The organism is Paenibacillus sp. FSL L8-0494, assembly GCF_038003695.1.
GTDB classification, from domain to species: domain Bacteria; phylum Bacillota; class Bacilli; order Paenibacillales; family Paenibacillaceae; genus Paenibacillus_AQ; species Paenibacillus_AQ odorifer.
Genome location: NZ_JBBOPQ010000001.1, coordinates 6405644 through 6429311, shown reverse-complemented (window position 1 = coordinate 6429311; position 23668 = coordinate 6405644). Strand labels below are relative to the sequence as shown.

General features: G+C 41.7%; 22 protein-coding genes. All 22 read left to right on the top strand.

Going from position 1 to position 23668, the window contains the following annotated elements:
• Positions 1–62 precede the first annotated feature (62 nt).
• Positions 63–2795 (top strand): stalk domain-containing protein, encoded by a 2733-nt coding sequence (locus NYE35_RS29070; protein WP_341122336.1) that lies wholly within the window; start codon positions 63–65, stop codon positions 2793–2795.
• Positions 2796–2852: 57 nt separating this feature from the next.
• Positions 2853–4013 carry a sensor histidine kinase gene (locus NYE35_RS29065; protein ID WP_036681511.1) on the top strand — a complete coding sequence of 387 codons (1161 nt, stop codon included), beginning with the start codon at positions 2853–2855 and terminating at the stop codon, positions 4011–4013.
• Between the two features lie 4 nt (positions 4014–4017).
• A complete protein-coding gene (locus NYE35_RS29060; protein WP_036681509.1) occupies positions 4018–4740 on the top strand; it encodes a response regulator transcription factor in 723 nt (240 codons plus the stop codon).
• A gap of 135 nt (positions 4741–4875) precedes the next feature.
• Entirely contained in the window at positions 4876–5319 is a 444-nt protein-coding gene (locus NYE35_RS29055) for a glycosyltransferase family A protein (RefSeq protein ID WP_051491194.1), read from the top strand.
• Positions 5320–5457: 138 nt separating this feature from the next.
• Entirely contained in the window at positions 5458–7470 is a 2013-nt protein-coding gene (locus NYE35_RS29050) for a DEAD/DEAH box helicase (protein WP_341122335.1), read from the top strand.
• Positions 7467–8321 carry a ComF family protein gene (locus NYE35_RS29045; RefSeq protein WP_256717638.1) on the top strand — a complete coding sequence of 285 codons (855 nt, stop codon included), beginning with the start codon at positions 7467–7469 and terminating at the stop codon, positions 8319–8321. The genes NYE35_RS29050 and NYE35_RS29045 overlap by 4 nt, the downstream gene beginning before the upstream one ends.
• Before the next feature lie 166 nt (positions 8322–8487).
• Entirely contained in the window at positions 8488–8898 is a 411-nt protein-coding gene (locus tag NYE35_RS29040) for a TIGR03826 family flagellar region protein (RefSeq protein WP_038574933.1), read from the top strand.
• Positions 8899–9001: 103 nt separating this feature from the next.
• Positions 9002–9289: a flagellar biosynthesis anti-sigma factor FlgM gene (flgM, locus tag NYE35_RS29035; RefSeq protein WP_036678454.1), complete on the top strand. Its 288-nt coding sequence runs from the start codon at positions 9002–9004 to the stop codon at positions 9287–9289.
• Between the two features lie 12 nt (positions 9290–9301).
• A complete protein-coding gene (locus tag NYE35_RS29030; protein WP_036678457.1) occupies positions 9302–9802 on the top strand; it encodes a flagellar protein FlgN in 501 nt (166 codons plus the stop codon).
• Between the two features lie 54 nt (positions 9803–9856).
• Positions 9857–11440, top strand: coding sequence for a flagellar hook-associated protein FlgK (flgK, locus tag NYE35_RS29025; RefSeq protein WP_326047541.1), 1584 nt, complete (start codon positions 9857–9859; stop codon positions 11438–11440).
• Positions 11441–11455: 15 nt separating this feature from the next.
• Positions 11456–12373, top strand: a complete 918-nt coding sequence (flgL, locus tag NYE35_RS29020) for a flagellar hook-associated protein FlgL (protein ID WP_341122334.1) — start codon at positions 11456–11458, stop codon at positions 12371–12373.
• Positions 12374–12387: 14 nt separating this feature from the next.
• Positions 12388–12954, top strand: coding sequence for a DUF6470 family protein (locus tag NYE35_RS29015; RefSeq protein ID WP_341122333.1), 567 nt, complete (start codon positions 12388–12390; stop codon positions 12952–12954).
• Between the two features lie 114 nt (positions 12955–13068).
• Positions 13069–13515 carry a flagellar assembly protein FliW gene (locus NYE35_RS29010; protein ID WP_341122331.1) on the top strand — a complete coding sequence of 149 codons (447 nt, stop codon included), beginning with the start codon at positions 13069–13071 and terminating at the stop codon, positions 13513–13515.
• A gap of 1 nt (position 13516) precedes the next feature.
• Positions 13517–13759, top strand: a complete 243-nt coding sequence (gene csrA / locus NYE35_RS29005; RefSeq protein ID WP_341122329.1) for a carbon storage regulator CsrA — start codon at positions 13517–13519, stop codon at positions 13757–13759.
• 219 nt (positions 13760–13978) lie between these two features.
• Entirely contained in the window at positions 13979–14791 is an 813-nt protein-coding gene (locus NYE35_RS29000; protein WP_341122328.1) for a flagellin N-terminal helical domain-containing protein, read from the top strand.
• Between the two features lie 88 nt (positions 14792–14879).
• A complete protein-coding gene (locus tag NYE35_RS28995) occupies positions 14880–15692 on the top strand; it encodes a flagellin N-terminal helical domain-containing protein (RefSeq protein WP_076137237.1) in 813 nt (270 codons plus the stop codon).
• Between the two features lie 99 nt (positions 15693–15791).
• Positions 15792–16853: a tetratricopeptide repeat-containing glycosyltransferase family 2 protein gene (locus tag NYE35_RS28990; protein WP_341122326.1), complete on the top strand. Its 1062-nt coding sequence runs from the start codon at positions 15792–15794 to the stop codon at positions 16851–16853.
• A gap of 91 nt (positions 16854–16944) precedes the next feature.
• Entirely contained in the window at positions 16945–18831 is a 1887-nt protein-coding gene (locus NYE35_RS28985; RefSeq protein WP_341122325.1) for a glycosyltransferase, read from the top strand.
• 31 nt (positions 18832–18862) lie between these two features.
• A complete protein-coding gene (locus NYE35_RS28980; protein WP_341122323.1) occupies positions 18863–20479 on the top strand; it encodes a glycosyltransferase in 1617 nt (538 codons plus the stop codon).
• A 3-nt stretch (positions 20480–20482) separates the two neighbouring features.
• On the top strand, positions 20483–21250 hold the full coding sequence (gene rfbF / locus NYE35_RS28975; RefSeq protein ID WP_076279140.1) for a glucose-1-phosphate cytidylyltransferase: 768 nt from the start codon (positions 20483–20485) through the stop codon (positions 21248–21250).
• Positions 21251–22327, top strand: coding sequence for a CDP-glucose 4,6-dehydratase (rfbG, locus tag NYE35_RS28970; protein ID WP_445321960.1), 1077 nt, complete (start codon positions 21251–21253; stop codon positions 22325–22327). It begins immediately after the preceding gene.
• A gap of 19 nt (positions 22328–22346) precedes the next feature.
• On the top strand, positions 22347–23576 hold the full coding sequence (locus NYE35_RS28965; protein WP_341122321.1) for a class I SAM-dependent methyltransferase: 1230 nt from the start codon (positions 22347–22349) through the stop codon (positions 23574–23576).
• Positions 23577–23668 lie beyond the last annotated feature (92 nt).

The window sequence follows — 23668 nt, the reverse complement described above, 5'->3', positions numbered from 1 at the left end:
AGTTTCCAGACTTTTGATAACGGACTTGAAGAGTAAAAAAGAGATGGGAGAGTTACGTCGAAATGAATGAAGTTTTCATGGAGAAGAAGAGTAGAGAAGTTGTTCGGGGAATGAAATTATCATCTACTAAAAAATGGGTTTCCGCTTCATTAGCAGGTGTGTTGTGGATTATGCCGGTAATTGGCAGTGAAGGCTTAGCTATGTTTGGTCATAGTTCCACACCAATTGCTGCCGCAGCCACATCTAATTTTAAAGTAAGCAAGCTGGGAGAAGAAGTAATTACTTCGGGCGCCATTATGATGAAATACAAATATACGGCTACACGTTCAGGAGCGAGCGCTTCTGGCTTGGCGGATGTTATTCGCGTTGACCTCAACAATCCATATGTTTCTTTAGATGTTATGACAGGTAAAGGTGGAAACCTGACAACACGTCAAAGTACTGGCGGGATGGCTAAGGAAACTGGAGCCGTGGCTGCAGTAAACGGAGATTATTTTAATACAGGCGGGGAAGGTGCTCCGATTGGTGGACAAGTATCCAGTGGAGTATTGGTATCCACCCCTTCGCAATTGGATGGAATGTATGCCTTTGCAGTGACTAAGGACCGCAAGCCTCTTATTGATGAGTTCAGCTTTGAAGGAATGATAACCGCACCTGACGGCGCACAGTTTGAGATATCCGGTATCAATAAAGGTGCTTATAGTCCTGAAGGTGGAAGCTCTACTTATAGCCATGCTAATGCAATGTATATCTATACGGATGTATGGACCGCACTCGATCGTCCCAAAAACAGCTCAACCACACCGACAGAGGTGCTCGTTGAGAACGGCGTAGTTACTCAAATATCTGAAAATGCTGCGCTTCCTACAGCGGTTCCAAAGGGAGCTTATATTTTGCGGGCCCATGGCTTAGCCGCACGGTATGTTACTGCCCATCTGACTGTTGGACAACCGGTAACAAGTGTGTACTCCCTGAAATCCAAGACTACGCAGCAATCGCTAGATCCTGCTAATCTGCAAACAATGATTGGTGGACATACGATTCTTGTAAATAACGGAAAAGCTGCAACGTTCTCTCGCTCGACTAGCAGTATTGGCGGTTATCGTGCACGTACGGCTTTAGGATACTCTCAGGATGGACGTTATGTATATATCATAGCTACTGAAAAAAATGGCAACAGCTCAGGAATGTCATTAACCGAGCTGCAATCTTTTATGACCAATATTGGAGTCTGGAAAGGGCTTAACTTAGACGGAGGCGGCTCTACAACGATGGTAGACCGGCCTCTCGGTGAAACCTCAGCCACACTAACCTTTAATACAGAGTATGGCACAGAGCAGCGCAGCATCGTTAACGCGCTTGGTGTTTATACTAACGCACCACAAGGTGAAGTGAAAGGAATTAAAATTAGCGGAAGCACTTCACTATTAGTTGGACAAAAGGCTACTTATTCGTTAAAAGGTTATGACACTTACTATAACCCTATAGATGTAGCAGCAGGCAATCCTACTTGGACATCAAGTGGAGGAAGCGCAACTGTAAGTGCAGGAGAAGTAACGGCAGTGAAGCCAGGCACCGTTACCTTAACGGCTAAAAGCGGCGTAGCAAGCGCTTCTACAACCCTTACAGTCTTGGGTGGAGATGATCTATCCAGCATGAGTGTAGGCACTGCTACAGCGCCACTGACAGCTGGGACAACTGTATCTGTCCCTGTAAAGGCCGCTACGAAGAGTGGAGCAACCATAAGCGTTCCAGATTCAGCGCTGAAGTGGGAGTTTGTAGGCTTTAAGGGAGTCGTGCAAAATGGCAAGCTTACTGTAAACTCTGTGGATGCAGGGGTTACTACAGGTTACGCTATTGCTCGTTATGATGGGTTTAGCACAGCGGTTGTATTATCGACAGCAGCAGCTACAACATGGGAAGATTTCGAGAAGGTAAGTTATCCAGTCAACTTTACTACCAATGTGCCAGCGGTACAGGGGACTGCAACAATAGTAGACGGATCGGCTGAAAGAGTAGGGTCCAAGGTGCTGTCACTCAGTTATGATATGACGGCTGGCAGCGGTAAAATGTACGCTTATGCTCAACTTAACGGCACAAGTGGAAAAGCCGTTCCAGCGCTTGCAACTTCGATGTCAGTTGATGTGATGGGCGATATGAGCTTAAATTGGCTGCGTGCTGAGTTTGTAGACAATAGTGGAGCTACAGCCTATGTAGATCTTGCGAAGATTATCGATTGGAACGGTTGGAAGAACATAAACATCGACTTGTCAGGATCAGGGATTAAATTCCCGGCTACGCTGAAGAGACTTTATGTAGTCAATGTAGAGGAAGGCCAAGATGAACGGGCGAAGACAGGTACCGTTGCTTTTGATAATATCACCTTCACAATGCCTTCACTTTCCAGTGATGCAGGGTTACCAAAGGGTACAGCTTCGATGAGCATCGGCTCCAAAGCAATGACCGTAAACGGAAATAAGAAGGCTATTGATGTAGCTCCAATTGTGAAAGACGGCAGTACTTATGTGCCGATCCGTTATGTGCTAGATGCTTTTGGAGGGAATGCTACCTGGGATCAGGTGAATAAGAAGATCATGGTGTTGCGCGGAGCCAAGGCACTGGATCTGACGGTAAATAAAAAGGAATACCTGTTAAATGGTAAGCGACAAAGTGCTGAAGTAGCACCTATTATTTTACAGGGTAGGACTTTAGTACCTCTGAGACTAGTTTCTGAACAGTTAGGATTAACTGTAAAATGGGAACAGAAAACGAAGACCGTAACTATCGAATCGTGATATGTTAATATATAAGGAAAACCTTAATACGATCCGATAGAAAAGGGGCAAGCATCCGTGGAATTTCAAGCCGATGCGATTGATCGCGTTATTAAAAATACCATCGACGTGATGGAGAGCAGCAAGTATCAGATTTTTGAAATATTGCAGGTTGCACGTGATGAACTTGCTGCACTCAACAAGGAACTGCAGCGGGTCATGGACGAAACGGATGAAACGTTGAAAAAGGTAGACAAGCTGGAGCTACAGTATCACCGCTCCAGAATCCGGCTGACAGAGGTCAGCCGGGACTTTGTCCGCTACTCAGAGAAGGATATCCGTATTGCTTATGAGAAGGCTACGGAGCTTCAGCTCGAACTCATGATGACGCGTGAGCGAGAGGTCTATCTTCGAAGCAGACGTGATGAATTACAAATGCGAGTGCGCAGTGTCGAAAATTCTGTAGAGCGTGCAGAGTCAATTGGTTCGCAAATGAGCGTAGTGCTCGAATATTTGTCGGGAGAACTAGGCCAAGTGACGAGAATTGTCGAATCTGCGAAGAACAGACAGATGATCGGACTCAAAATTATCCTGGCTCAAGAAGAAGAACGGAAGAGAATTGCCCGGGAAATTCATGATGGTCCCGCTCAAATGCTGGCAAATCTAGTCCTTAGGACGGAAATTGTAGAAAGAATGCTGGTAAAGCAGGAATTTGGGCTGGTGCAGGACGAAGTAGTAGATTTAAAAGGGCAGGTTCGTAACAGCCTGGAAGAAATGCGTAAGGTTATTTTTAATTTACGACCGATGGCTCTCGATGATTTGGGCTTAATTCCGACTTTGCGGAAATATGTGCATGATTTTGAAGAGAAGACGAAACTGCGGACGACTTTGGAAACCCGGGGACAGGAACACCGACTATCTTCAGCGATGGAGGCGGCGGTATATCGTCTTGTTCAGGAAGCATTGTCTAATGCAGCAAAACATGCCTACCCAAGCTTCGTATTGGTGGAGATTACATACCAAGCGCAGTTAATTAAGATTGTGATTAAAGATAACGGATTAGGCTTTAATGTACAAAAGTTAAAAAATCAGCAAGGTAATCGGGAAAGCTTCGGGCTAGTAGGTATGCGGGAACGTGTAGAACTGCTTGAAGGAAGAATGGAAATTGTATCAGCCGAGAATCAGGGGACAACAATCGTGATCCATATTCCGACGAATGTGGAGAAGGGGAAGGAGTAGTGTGATGGAGAACTTAAACTCTAGTAAAACGCCCATTAAGGTTCTTTTGGCGGATGATCATCAGCTTTTTCGTGAAGGGCTGAAACGCATTTTGAATATGGAGGAGGATATCGAGGTCATAGGGGAGTGCGGCGACGGTATTCAGGTATTAGAGTTTTGTAACGGGACTAAACCGGACATCGTATTGATGGACATCAATATGCCTGTTGAGAATGGCGTAGAAGCCACTCAAAAACTTCGGGAAATGTTCCCGGAGGTTAAGGTAATTATTTTATCCATTCATGATGATGAGAGTTATGTATTTGAAACCCTTCGTAAGGGCGCCAATGGTTATTTATTGAAGGATATGGAGGCCGAATCCCTTATTAATGCCATTCGTTCGGTCTGTGAAGGACATGCCTTTATCCATCCAAAGGTTACTGGAAAGCTTATCAATCAATTGCGGCGTATGACTTACCTTAACGAGACTGGTGTAACTACAGATACAGTGGTGAAGGAAGCTGGTGTTAAATTTATTGCTGGCGATAACAATCCTCTGACCCGCCGTGAAGCAGAAGTGCTGCGTCTAATGGCTGAAGGTAAGAGCAATAAAATGATCGGTGAATATTTATTCATTAGTGAAAAAACAGTTAAAAACCATGTTAGCAGTATTTTGCAAAAAATGGAAGTGGATGATCGGACTCAAGCCGTTATTAATTCGATTAAATATGGCTGGGTAACCTTGTAAAAGCTTCACAGTAATACGTTACATATAGGAAAGAAATTAAGTAGACACAGCTTGCTTCCCTGATGGGTATTCTAGGCAGTCACCGACCTTTTAATGCCGGCATATAGTGTTGGTATACAGAGGAGGTGCATCTCCATGGTAGCCCAGTTGATATGGATTGCGGTTGTTTATGTATCCGCTGCAGTGATGATTCATATGTTGCATAACCGGCAGAAGGTGCGTAAAACACCGCAGTCCGGAAAATGGATTCATTATATTTTTATTACCCGTAATCATGAATCTGTTGTGGAATGGTACATTCGGGCACTGACATTTCAAGCTCTTCTAACCGGAAAACGATTGCGAGTAACGTTCATGGATGATGGTTCGAGTGATGGAACACTTGGGATAGTTTCCAAAATGGCCGCTAGCGGCTGCTCTATCGATCTTGCAACATCTTTGTACTCTCTTCAGATGAGTGAAGAATTACAGCATGAAGGAATTGTAGTAGACTTGCGGCTGTCAGGGCAGTCTGTATCGCTGCCTTTTATGGGGATGGCAGGAAGTAGGGGATGCGAATCAAAGCGCAACAGATCTTAAGTAAATATGTAAGTAACGGGTGAAGCACACTCTCCAAGAACTGGGGGAGTGTGCTTTTTGCGTTTGGGGAGACGGAGTCGTGAATTTGGGATCAAATATGGAGTTGCTAAGTACAAGCGAAAGGTAGGAGGGATTATTATGCAAGTCGCTGTATATGCTGTGGAATGCAAGGGGAGCTGGAGGGTTAGAATTTCATTAGATCTTAGGGTAGATAGATGGTGGTGGTCTGTAGCTAGACCGGAGAAGAAAGATGGGAGTTCCTTAGCGGCGAATAGATTGGTTCTGCTTTCTTCTGCGTTGCCGCTAGGTTGGGCTGTGAAGCTCCGGGACAACTTTAAACAAAGAAGCGCAATGGGAACCTGGGGGATTAAGGAGTGGGGGCAATATATTAATAGTATGCTTGAGGCTGAGTTGAGAGAGGAGAAAGAGACAGGGGGACTGTGGGAGGCACAGTGGCTGAATGATGGAATATTCATATGGAAGCCTAATGAATCAAGTTTCGGAATAGATCAGGACAATAAGAAGAATGAAAGATACGATTGGTGTGAAAAAGAGGATTTTCAATCTGGATTACTAGAATCTGATTCAGAACAATTATTGCGGGCTGTGGCCGGGCGCTCTTTATTGGAGCCGGAAGTAGAAGCGCTGCTGGCAGAAGAATTGCCAGAGCTAGGGGGTTGCTGGCGCCAGGCGGCACAACTGGCGCATCTGCAGGGGCGGCTGTTGCTTACAGCCGCCGTAGGCAGTGCGCCCCCGGCTGCGCACGGGGCGCGGGCCCGCCAGCTCCCTGCGGGTGCTGGCGTTATGGTGCGGGCGGCGGCTAGGCTGCCGCACTTATTGTGGCGCGGCGCTGTCGCTCGCCGCGCGGTTTCGCGCTGCCTGCGTTGCGGCAGCGTGCCCACCGGCCGCACGGCATGCGCCGCGTGCGGGCTTATGGGCTGCGCCTATTGCGAGGCCTGCCTCGCGCTTGGGCGCAGCCGGGCTTGTGCGCTGCTGCTGCGCAGCGCAGCACTTCCGGCCGTGCGGTGCACGGCCGCCCTTGACCCCGCCGCGGCCGCAGGCCGGTGGGGGCTGAGCCCAGCGCAGGCGGGAGCCGCTGGCGCTGCGCTGGGTTTTCTGGCGGAGGCGCGCAAGCGCTCCGCCAGTACCTGCCCAGAGCGGTTTCTGCTCTGGGCGGTAACGGGAGCGGGGAAGACGGAGATGATCTTCCCGCTCCTAGAGGCTGTGCTCGCCGCCGGAGGGCGGGCGCTGGTAGCGACGCCGCGCCGCGACGTCGTACTTGAGCTCGCGCCGCGGCTCGCCCGGGCTTTTCCGGCGGAGGACATCGCCGTACTTTATGGCGGCAGCGCAGATCGCTGGGTGAGCGGTCGCTTAACGCTCGCTACCACCCATCAGCTCCTGCGCTTCCATCAAGGTTTTGATCTCGTAATCATTGACGAGCTGGATGCGTTTCCCTACCACAATGATCCTATGTTGGCCTATGCCGCTGAACAAGCCTGTAAAGTGGACGGCTCTTTCATTTATTTATCAGCTACGCCACCACAAGAAATGCAGCGTTTGGTCCGGTTAGGCAAGCTTCCACATGCCAGAGTGCCTGTCCGCTTCCATGGTCATCCCTTGCCTATCCCGCAGCATTTGAGTATGCCCTCTGTTCTAACCTTTCTGAAGCGTGGAAGTTTGCCAAGATCGCTTATACAGAATCTTCAAAAGTCACTGGAGCGAAAAGCACAAATTTTTCTGTTTGTGTCTCGCATAGCTCATATCGAAGGCTTGCTGATCCTACTTCGTCGTAGCTTTCCTGGCGTGGTTATCGAAGGCACCTCGTCCAAGGATTCATTTCGGGCAGAGAAGGTGACTGCTTTTCGCAACCATATCATCTCTTTGTTAGTAACTACTACGATCCTGGAACGGGGAGTTACCGTGCCACGCAGTGATGTGTTTATTTTGGATGCAGACAGTGGTCTTTTTGACGAAGCCTCTTTGGTTCAGATGGCAGGCCGTGCTGGTCGTTCTAAAGACGATCCTGACGGGCATGTTGTATTTGCCTCCCCTCAGTGGAGCCGATCCCAGCGTGGAGCGATTGCTCAGATTCGTACTATGAATATCATCGCTCGCCGCCAAGGATATATTCGTAAAGGTGGGGCTATATGAATACCAAGCTTACAGGGTTACGAAAATCTCTGTCTTTCCTCCTTACCCCCTCCGTGCCTCAATGTCTAACCTGCGGGAAGTACAGCCCACAGTCCTCACAGTTGCCTGGTATCTGTAAGAATTGTGCGGAATCCATTCCTTGGATACGCATTCCACGTTGTTTGATATGTGGGCGGCATGTAGGCTGTCCAGACTGTACTCGCAGCGCTGAGCCCTCACCCATTGTATGTAACCGGAGTGCGGTAGCCTACACTAATGAGATGAGAGAATGGCTCGGTCAATATAAATATCGCGGGAATGAACGATATGCCCCTCTGCTTGGTCTCATGCTGGATAGGGCATATTTAACCCTAAAGGAGGAGAAGCAACAGGGGGCTCTTTCATCCCAGAAGGCATCGTTTTTTCATCTTATTCAACATAAAAGGTACAAAAAAAACAGCCTTTGGTCAGCTGATTTATTAGTTCCGGTACCTGTCAGTGATTCAAGGCTTCTAGACCGGGGGTTCAATCAAGCGGAAAGATTGGCCGATGTTCTATCTCATCATAGGAAGATTCCTCAGCTACCGCTACTAATTCGTACGCATCATACGGTTAAGCAGAGCTTTAAAGGACGTGCGGAGAGACTGGCAGATATGAAGAATGCTTTTGGAGCGAATCCGGCAGTCTCCACACCATTTAAGGATTGGCTGAAAGATAACTCACCTATAAGCCGTCCTATTCGAATTATTATTGTTGATGATATCTATACAACGGGAAGCACGATTCGTGCTTGCGCCGAAATTCTAAAACAAATGGTTTCAAACTATGATTATGCTACAGAAATCTATAGCCTAACCTGGGCGCGTTCCTAAAGCGAAAATGCATGATTGTGAACAGCTATATCTATTTCATTAAGGATTAGTTGCGGTTGGTAGCGTTTCTTCTGTCCCATAGACGAATTCCTTGCAATCATGTAATCTAGGAGCATAAGAATATTATGCATTGCACAGAATGTACGGAGAGGAGCGGCTGCTTGTTATGAATCTAGACAATTGTCCAAGGTGCGGCCGGTTGTTTGTCAAGAATCTTATGGGGTTGTGCCAGGCCTGTATCAAAGAGCTGGAGCATGAATATGAGATCTGCGTGAATTATTTACGGGAAAACAAAGGAACCAACATTCAGGAGCTCTCCGATGCTACGGGGATTTCTATTAAAGAGATTACCCGCTTTATTCGAGAAGGCCGGATTTCTATAGCTAATGCACCCAATATGATGTACCCTTGCGAAGTGTGTGGTACACTGATTCGGGATGGCCATATGTGTGACAGCTGTCGTAGCCGGCTCAGGAAAGATCTCACGAATGCTGTCAAGGAAAATTCTGCTGAGGATACTACTAAAAAGACATCTGATGGTGCATATCGTGCCATAGATAAGCTGCGTGACCTATAAAATCTGCAAAAAAACGTTTGCAGCTATAAAGAATGTTTCAGTCTACGCCGATAAACTTAGTAAAGATTATCGGCTTTTTTATATTAGAAGGAAGGTGGAAGTTATGAAAATTAACGAGACCGGACGAATTAACGCGATTAATCCGTATCAACGCAGCGCGGAAGCGCAAAGGCAGGAACAAATGAAGAAAAGCACACGCAAGGATGAGGTTTCGATCTCTGATGAAGCGATTCAACTCTTGCAAGCACAAAACACTGGCAAGAATGATCCAGAACGCGCACTTAAGATCGACAATCTAAAGCAGCAGGTCTCCGCAGGTACCTATCAAGTTGATGCATCTAAGCTAGCAGAGAAACTCGCCCCTTACTTCAAGCAATCCTCCGAGAATTAGGTGAAAACATCCATGGCATTGACGACATTAATAGAACTATTGGAGCGGCTAGATGGAGTGCATGTTCAAATGCTGGATCTGGCCGCTGAGAAGAAACAGACAATTATGGATAACAAGGTGGATGCGTTAATCGACATCCTTAATCGTGAATCCAAGCTAATGAAGGTAATTGGGCAGCTCGAGGAAGAGCGAATATTAGCCGCATATACCGTTTTGCAAGGTGTGGGTATTCGTTCCAACCTGAACCTGAATCTAACGGAGCTGTCCAGGCTTATCTTTGACCCTGAAGACAAGGCACGACTGCTGCATATTCAGCAGAAGCTTTCAGGCACTTTGCATCGCCTGAAAGAAGCCAATGACCTAAATCAGAAGCTGATAGAGCAGTCGCTTACATTTATAGATTATTCTTTGGATCTGTTGGTCGGAAGACCAAATCAGGATATCACTTATCATCGTCCGTCCGACAAAGGTAACAACGTAAATCGGTCGGGGATTTTTGATGCACGAGGTTAGAATTGTACTGATGAAGTGTTCTGCCGGAGCAGAACATAAGGAGGAGTAAGAAGCATGACATCCACATTTCACTCGATAGAGACGGCGAGACGCAGCCTTTTTACTCAGACCGCAGCTCTTAATACAACTGGACACAATATCGCTAATGCGAATACCGAAGGTTATACTCGTCAACGTGTTAATATGCAAGCCTCTTTACCTATTGAAGCGTACGGATTGTTAAAATCTACCGTTCCCGGTCAAATGGGGACAGGGGTGGAATTCTCATCTATCGATCGGATTCGAGAAATGTTTCTGGATGATCAGTACCGTGGTGAGAACGCTGCTTTCGGCAACTGGAGTCTTCAAGCAGATACGCTCTCTAAGCTGGAAGCTATCGTTAATGAGCCATCGGATACAGGCATTCGTACAGTTTTGGATAACTTCTGGAAATCGTGGTCGGATCTAAGTAAGAACCCTGAAGATCCAACAGCCCGTAAGATTGTAGTGCAAACTGCACAATCTTTGACGGATGCTATGAACTATATGAGCACGCAACTGAATAATCTGGAGCGGGATCTAACCACTAATATAGATGTTAAGGCAAAAGAAGCTCAGGGTTACCTGACCGCTATCGCAGATCTAAATAAATCGATCTATAAGATTGAGGGTATGGGGGATCATGCGAACGATCTACGTGATCAACGCGACCTGATGGCGGACAAGCTCTCCAAAATTGCTAATATTACTGTTGTAGAGACGGAAGCAGGTTATAACATTTCTTTAGGGGGACAACCTCTCGTAGAGGGTGGGGAAGTAACTGCAACCGTAGATGGCGCGTTTCTTAATAATGCTTATGCCTCCGGAACCTTGAAGGGCGGCGAGGCTTACGGAATGATTTTTTCCAATAATACCTATGTTGCCGATTACAAGAAACAGCTCAATGATTTGGCGAGCACTATTGCTACAGGTGACGTTGAAATTACAGTGCCAGCTGGCTCCAATCTTCCTGAGGGCACAGTGTTGACTAGTGATGCCAAGATTACACAAGCTGACGGTACCGTAGTTACTTTGACCGCTGGTCAGGCCATGCCTAAGGGCGCAACAATGTATGAGGACGCCAAGACCATTGTCAAAGGGTTAAACGGACTTCACAAGTTAGGTTACGCGATGGATGGAAGCGTCGGACGCGATTTCTTTGTAACATCAGGTGAGGCTGGAACAATCAAACTTAATCCCGAAATTGCAGCTGACGTAAACCTATTTGCAACTTCGTTACGTACAACTATTGATGCTGATGGTAAAACACAGGTTGTTAAAGGAAATAACACCTTGGCACTCTTATTGACTAACCTGAAGGATAGTAAATTTACTAAGCCGGACGGCAGTGTGAGCAACACTGTGGGTGGACTTTTTGGCTCTATGGTTGGTCAACTCGGTATTCAATCACAGGAAGCTGCACGTCAGACCGATAACTCTGATTATCTGGTAGAGCAAGTTAACTCCCGTCGTCAATCAGTCAGCGGAGTATCACTAGATGAAGAAATGTCGAATATGCTAGTATTCCAGCATGCTTATAGTGCCGCAGCGCGTTTTATGACTACTTTTGATGAACTGCTCGACAAATTGATTAATTCCACCGGCACAGTCGGCAGATAAAAGGAGATATAGCGTATGTTGAGAGTAACCTCTAACATGATGAATTCACAGCTTCTGCTTAACTTAAATCGTAATGCACGTACAATGAACGATACACAGTTACAGCTTTCCAGCGGACGCAAAATCAACAAGCCTTCCGATGATCCAGTAGGGATCACGTATTCCCTGCGCTACCGTGCGGAGCTTTCCTCTAATGAACAATATACTAAGAATGTAGATAGTGCTCTTTCGTGGCTTGATTACAATGATACAGTGCTGGGTCAAGCTGGAGATGTCGTTCAAAAGATTCGTGAACTGACTGTACAAGCTTCGACAGGAAGTAATCCACAGTCTGCACTCGATAGTATTAATGAAGAAGTATTACAGTTAAAAGAACAACTTGTCGATATCGCTAACAGCACATTGAACGGTAAATATATCTTTAATGGTGAGCAATATACCACTAAACCTTATGATTTTTCTAAAGGCACAGATGGTACATATGATGTATCTAAGCCGATTACTACGGATACAGGTCAGATTCAGTTTGTTGTAGGTGAGGATGTACGAATGCCAATTAGTACGACTGGTAATGACATATTTGGTAATACTGGGGAAGCGGATAATCTGTTTACTATTATTAATAGTATATCAGATGCTTTAAAATCGGGTAATACTTCAGCAATATCCAATCAACTTAACACTATTGATTCAAGGATGAATACTATTCTATCCGCTCGATCTGAGGTTGGAGCAAAAACTAATCGTGTAGAATTGATGCAGGAACGGTTAAGTGATTTAAATATCAACCTAACAGATCTTCAAGCTAAGACTGAAGATGCTGATTATGAGGGGTTGATCATGCAATCGAAGATTCAGGAGAATATTTATAACGCGTCCTTGTCAGTCGGTGCTAAGATTATATCTACAACTCTTGTGGACTTTATTAGATAACAGAGGTGGTTATCGTGCTACAACCGCTACTACAAATACGCCAGACACCTGCTTTGATTGGCATGGATGCTGATTTAGGGATCTTATCCATCACCCAGCCCAAAGCAGAGGTGAATATTACAACCACTTCGGCGGAGCTTACGGTTGAATCTTTTCGTCCAGAGCTTTTAATAGACCAATCTAGAGCTTGGGCGGCTTTTACCGGGGGCAGTTTGCCCGACATGAACAAGCGAATTTATTCAGGCATACAGCAGTTGTATCTTCAGGGAATTGCTAGGAAGGTAGAACAGGGAAATCGAATGGCCCATTTTTTTAAACCAGGCAATACGATTGCGGAAGTATATGGCACAGACACAGAACCAAATTCGTTTCCTGAGACTCGAGGACCAGCATCATACGATAATGTGGATATTCATTTTGAGACAAGGGATCCGGAAATTGAATTTCACCCTGCAGAGGTTCACATTCAAGTGGAAGGGCGTCGTCCGGAAATTGAATACACTCGTGGCAAGTTAAATATATACATGCAGCAATACGCTTCCATACATTTTATTCCGCCGGAAGTGAATTTTCAATTGTAGCTCTTGAGCTATAGATGTGCTTGAGAGCGCCTCTATAGCTTTTCTGCTTTTTTTGAAATGTTATTAATAAAAGAAATAATTTTTACGTAGTAATACTTTTAAGGAGTGATCATTTTGATTATAGAGACATTATCCTGGGGTACATTGGAAGTAAATGAAGATCAGTTATTTCATTTCTCAAAGGGAATACCCGGGTTCGATGAAGAGACTGATTTCGTACTGATAACTATGGAGGATACTTCCTTTTGGTATTTACAATCGGTTAGGGAGAAGGGATTATCGTTTCTACTAGGCGATCCTTTTTTGTTTTACCCATCTTATGAATTTGAACTTCCTGATGCTGATGCTGAGGAATTAGAGATTCAATCGAGTTTACTGATTCGCTGTATTATTACACTGAAGGATCAGATTCAACTATCCACAATAAATCTGCTGGGACCTATCGTATTGAATCCTGATGCTAACACCGGAAAGCAGATTGTTTTGCATAGTGCTTCATACCATACAAAGCATCCCTTGTTACAGGAGAAGTTGATTGTAGACGGAAAGGATGGTGGATAATATGCTCGTGCTTTCCCGTAAGAAAGGGGAGTCTATCGTTATACAGGATCAGATAGAGTTGACGGTTCTAAGTGTGGAAGGGGATACTGTTAAGATTGGTATCTCGGCTCCAAAACATGTTGATGTATTCCGCAAAGAGATATACTTGTCTATTCAGGAAGCAAATCGTGAATCAGTCGCGACTGCACCATCTGATCTTAACGTGATCATGGATCGACTAAGAGGAATCCAAGATAGTATTTAAATCTCACGAAAAAGCGGGAAAATGCATGATGTGCAGACCCGTTTTTTTAGTATAGGATAAAAGTTCTGAAAAATTATTGATTATTACTAAATTACTCTAAACAGATCATGGTATGTTGTCGATATATAGTTTAGACGCTGAACCCGCAGGGCGGCCGACCTTAACGGTTTGGCGTACCACATGGATGTGGAACTAATATATTTCAAGGAGGAAATTCAAATGATTATCAACCACAATATCGCGGCGCTGAATACTCACCGCCAACTATCTATTAACACTGGTAACACTAGCAAGAACATTGAGAAACTCTCTTCCGGTTTACGTATTAACCGTGCTGGTGACGATGCCGCTGGTTTGGCGATCTCGGAGAAAATGCGCGGTCAAATCCGTGGTCTTGATCAAGCATCTCGTAATGCTCAAGACGGTATCTCCATGATTCAAACTGCTGAAGGTGCATTGAATGAAACTCACTCCATTCTTCAACGTATGCGTGAACTTTCTGTTCAATCCTCAAATGATACTAACGTAACAGCTGACCGTGCAGCGATTAATGAAGAGTATCAAGCATTGGCACTCGAAATCACGCGGATATCAAATGACACAGAATTTAATACTCAAAAACTTTGGGATGGATCTACAACAGCTGTTGAATTCCAAATAGGCGCTAATAAAGCACAAACTATTTCCTATACTTTCTCTAAAGCTGATGCTACTACATTGATGGTTGCTATAGGTGATTTGACAGATAAAACTAAATCACAAACAGCGCTTGGTAATCTTGATATAGCGATTGGTAAAGTATCTACAGAACGTTCTAAGTTAGGTGCTGTTCAAAACCGTTTGGAGCATACTATCAATAACTTGAATACTTCTTCTGAGAACCTCACTGCAGCTGAATCCCGTGTTCGTGACGTAGATATGGCTAAAGAAATGATGGCGCAAACAAAGAATAGTATTCTTTCCCAAGCTGCACAAGCTATGCTTGCACAAGCGAATCAACAGCCACAAGGCGTTCTTCAATTGCTTCGTTAATCTAAAGTAGAGTTAAGATGATTTAACCAATAATATATATACACCTATCACATGGATGTGAGGGTTAAAATCCAAGGAGGAAATTCAAATGATTATCAACCACAATATCGCGGCGCTGAATACTCACCGCCAACTATCTATTAACACTGGTAACACTAGCAAGAATATTGAGAAACTCTCTTCCGGTTTACGTATTAACCGTGCTGGTGACGATGCCGCTGGTTTGGCGATCTCGGAGAAAATGCGCGGTCAAATCCGTGGTCTTGATCAAGCATCTCGTAATGCTCAAGACGGTATCTCCATGATTCAAACTGCTGAAGGTGCATTGAATGAAACTCACTCCATTCTTCAACGTATGCGTGAACTTTCTGTTCAATCCTCAAATGATACTAACGTAACAGCTGACCGTGCAGCGATTAATGAAGAGTACCAAGCATTGGCACTCGAAATCACACGGATATCAAATGACACAGAATTTAATACTCAAAAACTTTGGGATGGATCTACAACAGCTGTTGATTTCCAAGTTGGTGCTAATGCCAATCAAAAGATATCTTATACTTTTGGTGACATGGATGCAGCAGCGTTAATGACTACTGTTGGTGATCTAACGACTAAAGCTAATTCACAAACAGAGCTAGTAGCTGTGGATGCAGCGATCGCTAAAGTTTCTACAGAACGTTCGAAACTTGGTGCTGTTCAAAACCGTTTGGAACACACAATTAATAACTTGAATACATCTTCTGAAAACCTCACTGCAGCTGAATCTCGTGTTCGCGATGTAGATATGGCTAAAGAAATGATGGCTCAAACGAAGAATAGTATTCTTTCCCAAGCCGCACAAGCTATGCTTGCACAAGCGAATCAACAGCCACAAGGCGTTCTTCAATTGCTTCGTTAATTTTTACTGTTTTAGGAGGGACCTTAGTTTAACTAGGGTCTTTTTTTATTTTATTAATTAATTAATTTATTTATTTATTTATGATTGGAGGATTTTTTTATGCTAACTTTAGCAATGATTGTAAAAAACGAATCAGAGAAGCTCGGAAGATGCCTTGAGAGTGTGAGGTCAATCGTAGATGAGATAGTTGTAGTTGATACTGGATCTGTAGATGATACCAAGAAAATAGCAAGTGCTTATGGAGCGAGAGTATTTGATTTTCAATGGGTGAATGACTTCTCAGCTGCAAGGAATTTTGCGTTGGAACAGTGTGAAGGAGATTGGATTTTAGTATTGGATGCTGATGATCGTATCATTAAAGCTTCACGGAAAGAAATTGATGATTTTATCACTAATAATAATTCATTGGGACGAATCAGAATTACTAATAGTTTTGATTACGATGGGGAGTTAAGAGAGTCAGAAGCGAATGTTACTAGGTTATTTCCAAAGGGGCTATTCTACACAGGAAAAATCCATGAGCAGATTGTTTCCGATCTTCCAAGGAAAAATGTGCCGATTTATGTTTATCATGATGGGTATTACAAATCAGATAAGTACAAACGAAATATAAAAATGCTTGAACTTGAGCTAGATGAATATCCTGATGATAATTATCTTCTTTATCAACTAGGTAAAGAGTACAGAATAATAAAGGATTTTATTAATGCTGAGGCCTATCTATCAAGATGTTATAGTGGAATTACTGATATAGACGGGTACAAGCCACAATTGATAATCGAGTGTTTGTATACAATGTTAGGGGTGGGTAATTTCGAAGAGGGACTTGCACTGATAGAAAAGGAGGCTAGGCTGTTAAGCGATTTTCCAGACTTCTATTTCGTCAGTGGTTTGTTTTACATGGAACTAGTTTTTAGTGATATCAATAAATATATAAGATATTTTCCATTAATAGAGAAATCTTATCTAAAGTGTTTATCTATAGGAGATACGGATAAATATGAGAGTGTAAAAGGGACAGGTACATTTTTAGCAACCTATAATTTAGCGGTATTTTATGAAACTACTGGTGATTTGAATAAGGCCAGGAAATATTACGAGTTATCTGCCCAATATAATTATAAGTTGGCTCGTAAACGTTTTGAAATTCTAAGTGGTTAATATGCTGATTTCATTTTCTTTACTTATCATGTATTTGGTTACGACCGATAATAATAGTATGAATTTTTATCCCTAGAACTGAGAGGTAGTCATGAAGAAAACAGTGTCCTTATGCATGATTGTGAAGAACGAGGAGAAAACACTTGCCCGATGTCTGGATAGTGTCGTTGGTAAGGTTGAGGAAATTATTATTGTAGATACTGGTTCAGAGGACAATACAATAGAAATTGCAAAGCGATATACCTCTAACATATATAGTTTTCAATGGACAGGAAGTTTTGCTGAAGCAAGAAACTTCAGTATTCGGCAATCTTCATGCGACTATATTTTGGTAATGGATGCAGATGAATACCTTGATGAAGATTCAGATATTCATAAGGTATGTGTTACTGGGTTCGATTATTATGTTTTGAAAATTAAAAATTATCTATCATTCGATCAAACATTTATTCATTATAACGTAAGGTTATTCGTAAATAATGAAAACCTCTACTTTGAAAATCAACTTCATGAGCATTTAAATATATTTGATGAAAGATTTAAATTTGTGGGTAATGATGTGGATTTACTTCTTCATCATACTGGTTATAGTAATGAAACCATAGAAGAAAAGGACAAGCTGCAACGGAATCTTCCTATCATGATTAGGGAAGTTGAAGAAAATCCTAACGGCTTTAATTTGTTTAATATGGGGAAATTATATTTAAGCCTTGGTCAATACCATAAAGCAGTGAATTACTTTAAGAAAGCCTATCCCTTAAGTAAAAGTACCTTGTATTTGCCCGATCTATTAACTTTGTTTGCATCTACTCTAGGTAAACTAAATAGGTATGAAGATGGTTTGAGTGTTATTAATGAAGCTGTACGTTTGTATAGTGAGGATTCTGAAATGAGTTATACTCAGGGGCAATTATTTATGGAGGCTGGATATCTTAAAGATGCAGAGCTATCGTTTAGAAAGTGTCTTTTGATGGGGGATCAGGGACAAGGGGCTATGGTTTACGAAGGGTCAGGTGGCTATAAAGCGAGATTTATGCTGGCTGAAGTATATGAGCGGCAAAGGAAGTTGGCTGAGAGCTATGAGTTAGTAATCAAAGTTCTTGAAGAGAAGAAAACACATATACCTGCACTCACAAAATATTTCGAGATCGTTTCTAAAGCTAACATACCTGCGGATGATGTATATCAAAATTTAGAGCTCATCTATAACGTTGAGAACATTAATGACTTACGAAATCTGATTGATACACTATATGAACTAAGACATCCACTTTTAAATGAATATATTGCGAAGTATAAGTTACAAACTCAGCCATATATTTGTGCTGTTGCATCGCAGTATAACAAAAAATATGAGTTAGCTCGGATACAGTGGTCCAATATTTCACAGCTACCTGATGAAGTAGGAGGAGATCTGCTGTTGCTTGCAATAATCCTTCAGGATCTGTCTCTTTTTCATAGAGTACGGCCACTTCTAAATGTGAGCAAAAAGGAAAGTGAAACAATAGTCAATTTGATTAATAGAGAAGACAATTCTACTATCCGCTTAACCTCTCATGTGGAAAAATTGCTTTTTGAAGTTTCTCGTCACCTTGTAATCTTGCAAGAGTTTGATGTTTTTCAAGTTGTATTAGAGTTTCTTTATAGAGGTAGTGTTGAAACTAAATATAACTTGTGCTTTTTCCTTGCAGAATATAGTTTTGTTGAGGTAGCTATTGATATGTTAATCAAATTATATGATGAACAACCATACAATATAAAGACTATCACGTTACTAGGAGATCTTTGTTTACATAGTGGGTATATTGAAGATGCTCATCTATTCTATAGCAAGCTTATGGATCTGAAACCTGATTATAATACTTATGAACGCTGTTATGACTGTTATAAAAAACAGGGCGATATTAAAGCTATGAATATCTTAAAGAATGAAATTAAACGAAAGTTCCCTTTAGTTTCTTGGGTGGATGCGTCTTAAATTAATCAAAAAAATGAATGGGGATTAAATAATGATAGCTCAGAGAATTCAAGAATATATTCATAGTGGTGATCTCTATAAAGCTAAAGAGTTGATGTCAGAGCTTGAAGATAATAGCTATTTGGTTAAAGAGGTCGAAATCTACACGATGAAAGCTGCTATAGCCGTAGCTGAGAATAAACTACATGAGGCAGAGGAATTGTTATTGAAGGGATTACTTATTGATTCAGAATATATAGATGTGCTTTTTAACCTTGGATATGTCTATAAGTTGCGTAACAATCTTATCCAATCAAATTACTTTTTTGAAAAAGCGATAGATGTAACAAGGGATAATGCACTAATTAATGCAATCGAACAATTTATCGAAGATAACAGATATCTCAATTCGTTAACTGAGAAACCACTGGTAAGTATTATTGTATTGGCGTATAACAAATTGGATTACACTAAATTATGTATAGAAAGTATATTGAAATATACACTAGACATTAGTTATGAGTTAATTCTTGTTAATAATGGTTCAACAGATGGGACTAGGGAATATTTTGATTCATTGCCATCTGTCAAGCCGCTTCATTTGATGAAAAATGTAGGTGTTACTAACGGTTTTAATGAAGGTATGAGAGTCGCTGAGGGTAAATATACGGCTTGTGTATGTAATGATTTTATTTTCACTCCTCGTTGGTTAGAGAATTTATTAATATGTATTGAGTCTGACGAGAGGATAGGGTATGTATCACCTGGGGCTAGTATGATTAGTAATCTACAGCAGATTAACGGTGAATATAATAACCTTGAAGAAATGCTTCAGTTCGCAGAACGTTACAACCATTCGGATCCTCGCAAATGGGAAGAACGAGTAAGACTGCTTCCATGTGTATTAATGGTTAGAACAGAGTTACTTAAACAAATCGATTATTATGATCCTAGATTTTATTATGGTGAGTTTGCTGATGATGATATTAGTTTTCGTATTCGAAGAGCAGGTTATAAGTTGATATATTGTAAAGACACATTTACTTATCACTTTGGCTCTGTTACGGTGCGAGATGATCAGGTCAATAATAATTCACTAAATGTAAGTAGGGACATTTTTATAGATAAGTATAATTTGGACTCATGGACAGATGCTGTAATGAATATTGGATTGCTTAAAGAAATTTCAGTTAAATTGTCATGTACTAATGCATCAATTTTAGGAGTCAATACTAGATGTGGTAGTAACCCATTGCAGTTGAAAAATATGTTGAGAGAAAAAGGAATACTTGATACGTGTATAACGAATTATTGTTTGGATCATAAATACCTGCAAGATATCATAACGGTTTCAGATGACTACATCCAAGGAGATATTGAAAATATTGATATTGAGCTGAAAAATCAGAAATTTGATTATATCATTTTCGAATACGATTCAAATAATTTAAATAATCATCCTCTGATCATTGCGCAATTGAGCTCCAAGCTAAATCATGGAGGTCAATTAGCATTAATCTTAAAACACCCTCAATTCGACAAAAATAACATTAGTAAGGATATTGAACGTATTCAAATATCTGGTATGACGTACTATTACTGCAATGTGGCAGCTACAAACAATTCCTCTGGGGTGGAATTGGAGATTATCCTTAGAAGGGATGTTTAGCGGGTGAAAGCAGTTATATTAGCAGGTGGGCTAGGCACAAGATTGAGCGAAGAAACAGTAGTTAAGCCCAAACCAATGGTGGAGATTGGTGGGGCTCCAATGCTTTGGCATATTATGAAAGTATATTCGAGCTATGGAATTAATGAATTTATTATATGCCTGGGTTATAAAGGATATTTAATAAAGGAGTTTTTTGCGAATTATTATATGCATACATCAGATGTTACATTCGATTTCACAACTAATGAAATGCAAGTTCATAAAAATAACTCGGAATCTTGGAAAGTGACATTAGTTGACACAGGTGAACACACCCTAACGGGAGGAAGGCTAAAGAAAGTCCAACAGTATGTTGGTGATGAAACTTTCTGCTTTACATATGGAGATGGTCTTTGTGACGTTAATATATTAGAACTTGTAGAATTTCATAAAAATAAAAATAATCTCTCAACAGTAACAGCGGTTCGGCCACCGGGAAGGTTTGGGGCGTTTGAGTTTAAGAAAAATGAGATTATAGGATTTCAGGAAAAGCCAATGGGAGATGGAAACTGGATTAACGGGGGATTTTTTGTCCTTGAACCAGAGGTTTTTGACTTAATAAGTGGTGATAATACAACGTGGGAAGAAGAACCTATGGAGAGGTTGGCGAAATCTGGAGAACTATCAGCCTTTATGCATGAGGGATTCTGGCAGCCAATGGACACTCTAAGAGATAAGAACAAGCTAGAAGAAATGTGGAACACAGGGACCGCTCCTTGGAAAGTGTGGTAATTGATGCAAACTAATTTTTGGGTCTCTAAGAAAGTACTTATTACAGGACATACAGGCTTCAAGGGTAGTTGGTTATCGTTATGGCTTCAGCATTTAGGAGCTGATGTATACGGATATAGTAGTTCTTTACCAGTGAGTGAGCCACATTTATATGGAATTGCTCAAGTTTCAAAAAATATGGACTCTATGTATGGTGATATATTGGATTACGAACGGCTACAAATATTTATTCAAAAGATTCAACCAGAGATCATTTTCCATCTTGCTGCTCAACCTTTAGTAAGAGAGTCATATATTGAGCCGATAGCTACATTCTCTACTAATGTTATGGGTACGGTTCATATGTTAGAAGCAGCTAGGCATACTGAATCAGTCCGATTAGTTATTAATGTAACCACAGATAAATGCTACGAAAACAGTAGTAACTCATTACTGGGGTTTATAGAGAAGAACCCTGTTGGAGGTTCTGATCCTTATAGTGCGAGTAAGGCATGTTCTGAGATTGTGACAACCGCCTATGAAAGATCATTCTATACGAATAGTAGTAAATTATTGTCATCTGCCAGAGCGGGCAATGTTATAGGTGGAGGGGATTGGGCTCCTGATCGTATTATTCCAGATATCATTCGCTCTATTACTAATAAACAACCATTGAATATCAGATATCCCCAAGCTATCCGACCTTGGCAGCATGTATTGGATTGTTTGAATGGGTATTTGTTGTTAGCCCAAAAAATGTGGGAATCAGGAGAAAAGTATATAGGATCGTGGAATTTTGGCCCTGGTGAATCCTCAATTATATCTGTTGCTCAGCTCATTGAAGAATGTAACAAATATCTTGGGAATAAATTAGAGGTGTTATATGAATCCGATACTCAGCCATATGAAGCTACAACGCTGGTCCTCAACAGTGAGAAGGCTGAAAAACTGTTAAATTGGGGTATAGAGTTGCCTGTTAAACAATCAATTGAATGGACGATGGATTGGTATACAAACTATATGAGTAATAGTCTTAATGATTTAACGTTAAGACAAATAAGTAACTATGAAAAAATAAAAGCTGCTAGACTTTCATAACATAAGGGGATATGAATAAATGTCAACCGGAATATGTCGTTTTTGTGGTACAGAACTAAAGACCACTTTTCTAGATTTGGGGATTTCCCCTTTGGCAAATTCTTATGTGAAATCTATAAATCAGATGGAATACATGTATCCATTAAGAACTTATGTTTGTGATCACTGCTTTTTGGTTCAGGTAGAGGAATTTGAGTCTCCAGAACATATATTTAGTGAGTACGCTTATTTCAGCAGCTATTCGGATAGTTGGTTAAATCATTGCCGCATTTATGTTGAACAAATGATAGAACGGTATCGTTATACAAGTGAGACACGTGTAATTGAAATTGCTAGTAACGATGGTTATCTATTACAGTATTTTAAGGAAAAAGGGATCTCTGTATTAGGGATCGAGCCTGCAGCAAATGTCGCGAAATCCGCTATTGAAAAAGGGATCGATACTTCGATAAATTTTTTCGGAACTGAATTAGCAAAAAGCCTAAGGGAAGCAGGGAAGATGGCAGATCTCTTGCTCGGTAATAATGTACTTGCCCATGTTCCTGACTTAAATGATTTTGTCGAAGGAATGCAAATTCTATTACAGCCCCAAGGGACTATAACGATGGAATTCCCTCATTTGTTTCAGCTCTTAGAACATAATCAGTTTGATACTATATATCACGAACATTATTCCTATTTTTCATTTACGACTGTTAGTCGACTTTTTGCTAAGCACAATCTTTCGATCTATGACGTTGAGCAGTTGGAGACTCATGGTGGTTCTATACGAATTTATGCATGTCATTCAGAAAATAAAGAACTTGCGATCAGTCCGGCTGTTTATGAAATGCTGGAAAAAGAATTAGTATATGGTATGACAAATGTAGAGACGTATACAGGGTTCTATACAAAGGTAGTTCAATTAAAGAGACAGATTATGAGTTTTCTTATTGACCTTAAGAATCAGGGGAGCACTATTGTAGGGTACGGTGCCCCAGCTAAAGGAAATACCTTAATTAATTATTGTGGTATTGATCGTGACTATTTGGATTATACAGTGGATCGAAGTCCATACAAACAGGGAGCTTTTCTTCCAGGATCGAGGATTCCTATTTATTCGCCAGATCAGTTGAAGTTGACAAAACCAGATTATGTATTTATTCTACCTTGGAATTTGAAAGAGGAGATCATGGAACAGACCTCTTTTATTCGTGAATGGGGCGGTAAATGGATTATACCAGTACCGGAGGCGTCTATTATTGAATAATCAGGAAATCACAGGGAGTCATATTCATACGAAATATTATGATGAAGAAGAAAAACCTTCAATAACTATAGATCCAGATGGGGATTGAAATG

Excerpts from the sequence above, each read along its gene's own strand:
- NYE35_RS29070 (WP_341122336.1), top strand. The coding sequence starts at position 63 with ATGAATGAAGTTTTCATGGAGAAGAAGAGTAGAGAAGTTGTTCGGGGA.
- NYE35_RS29060 (WP_036681509.1), top strand. The coding sequence starts at position 4,018 with ATGGAGAACTTAAACTCTAGTAAAACGCCCATTAAGGTTCTTTTGGCG.
- NYE35_RS29055 (WP_051491194.1), top strand. The coding sequence starts at position 4,876 with ATGGTAGCCCAGTTGATATGGATTGCGGTTGTTTATGTATCCGCTGCA.
- NYE35_RS29050 (WP_341122335.1), top strand. The coding sequence starts at position 5,458 with ATGCAAGTCGCTGTATATGCTGTGGAATGCAAGGGGAGCTGGAGGGTT.
- NYE35_RS29045 (WP_256717638.1), top strand. The coding sequence starts at position 7,467 with ATGAATACCAAGCTTACAGGGTTACGAAAATCTCTGTCTTTCCTCCTT.
- NYE35_RS29040 (WP_038574933.1), top strand. The coding sequence starts at position 8,488 with ATGAATCTAGACAATTGTCCAAGGTGCGGCCGGTTGTTTGTCAAGAAT.
- flgM (WP_036678454.1), top strand. The coding sequence starts at position 9,002 with ATGAAAATTAACGAGACCGGACGAATTAACGCGATTAATCCGTATCAA.
- NYE35_RS29030 (WP_036678457.1), top strand. The coding sequence starts at position 9,302 with ATGGCATTGACGACATTAATAGAACTATTGGAGCGGCTAGATGGAGTG.
- flgK (WP_326047541.1), top strand. The coding sequence starts at position 9,857 with ATGACATCCACATTTCACTCGATAGAGACGGCGAGACGCAGCCTTTTT.
- flgL (WP_341122334.1), top strand. The coding sequence starts at position 11,456 with ATGTTGAGAGTAACCTCTAACATGATGAATTCACAGCTTCTGCTTAAC.
- csrA (WP_341122329.1), top strand. The coding sequence starts at position 13,517 with ATGCTCGTGCTTTCCCGTAAGAAAGGGGAGTCTATCGTTATACAGGAT.
- NYE35_RS29000 (WP_341122328.1), top strand. The coding sequence starts at position 13,979 with ATGATTATCAACCACAATATCGCGGCGCTGAATACTCACCGCCAACTA.
- NYE35_RS28995 (WP_076137237.1), top strand. The coding sequence starts at position 14,880 with ATGATTATCAACCACAATATCGCGGCGCTGAATACTCACCGCCAACTA.
- NYE35_RS28990 (WP_341122326.1), top strand. The coding sequence starts at position 15,792 with ATGCTAACTTTAGCAATGATTGTAAAAAACGAATCAGAGAAGCTCGGA.
- NYE35_RS28985 (WP_341122325.1), top strand. The coding sequence starts at position 16,945 with ATGAAGAAAACAGTGTCCTTATGCATGATTGTGAAGAACGAGGAGAAA.
- NYE35_RS28980 (WP_341122323.1), top strand. The coding sequence starts at position 18,863 with ATGATAGCTCAGAGAATTCAAGAATATATTCATAGTGGTGATCTCTAT.
- NYE35_RS28965 (WP_341122321.1), top strand. The coding sequence starts at position 22,347 with ATGTCAACCGGAATATGTCGTTTTTGTGGTACAGAACTAAAGACCACT.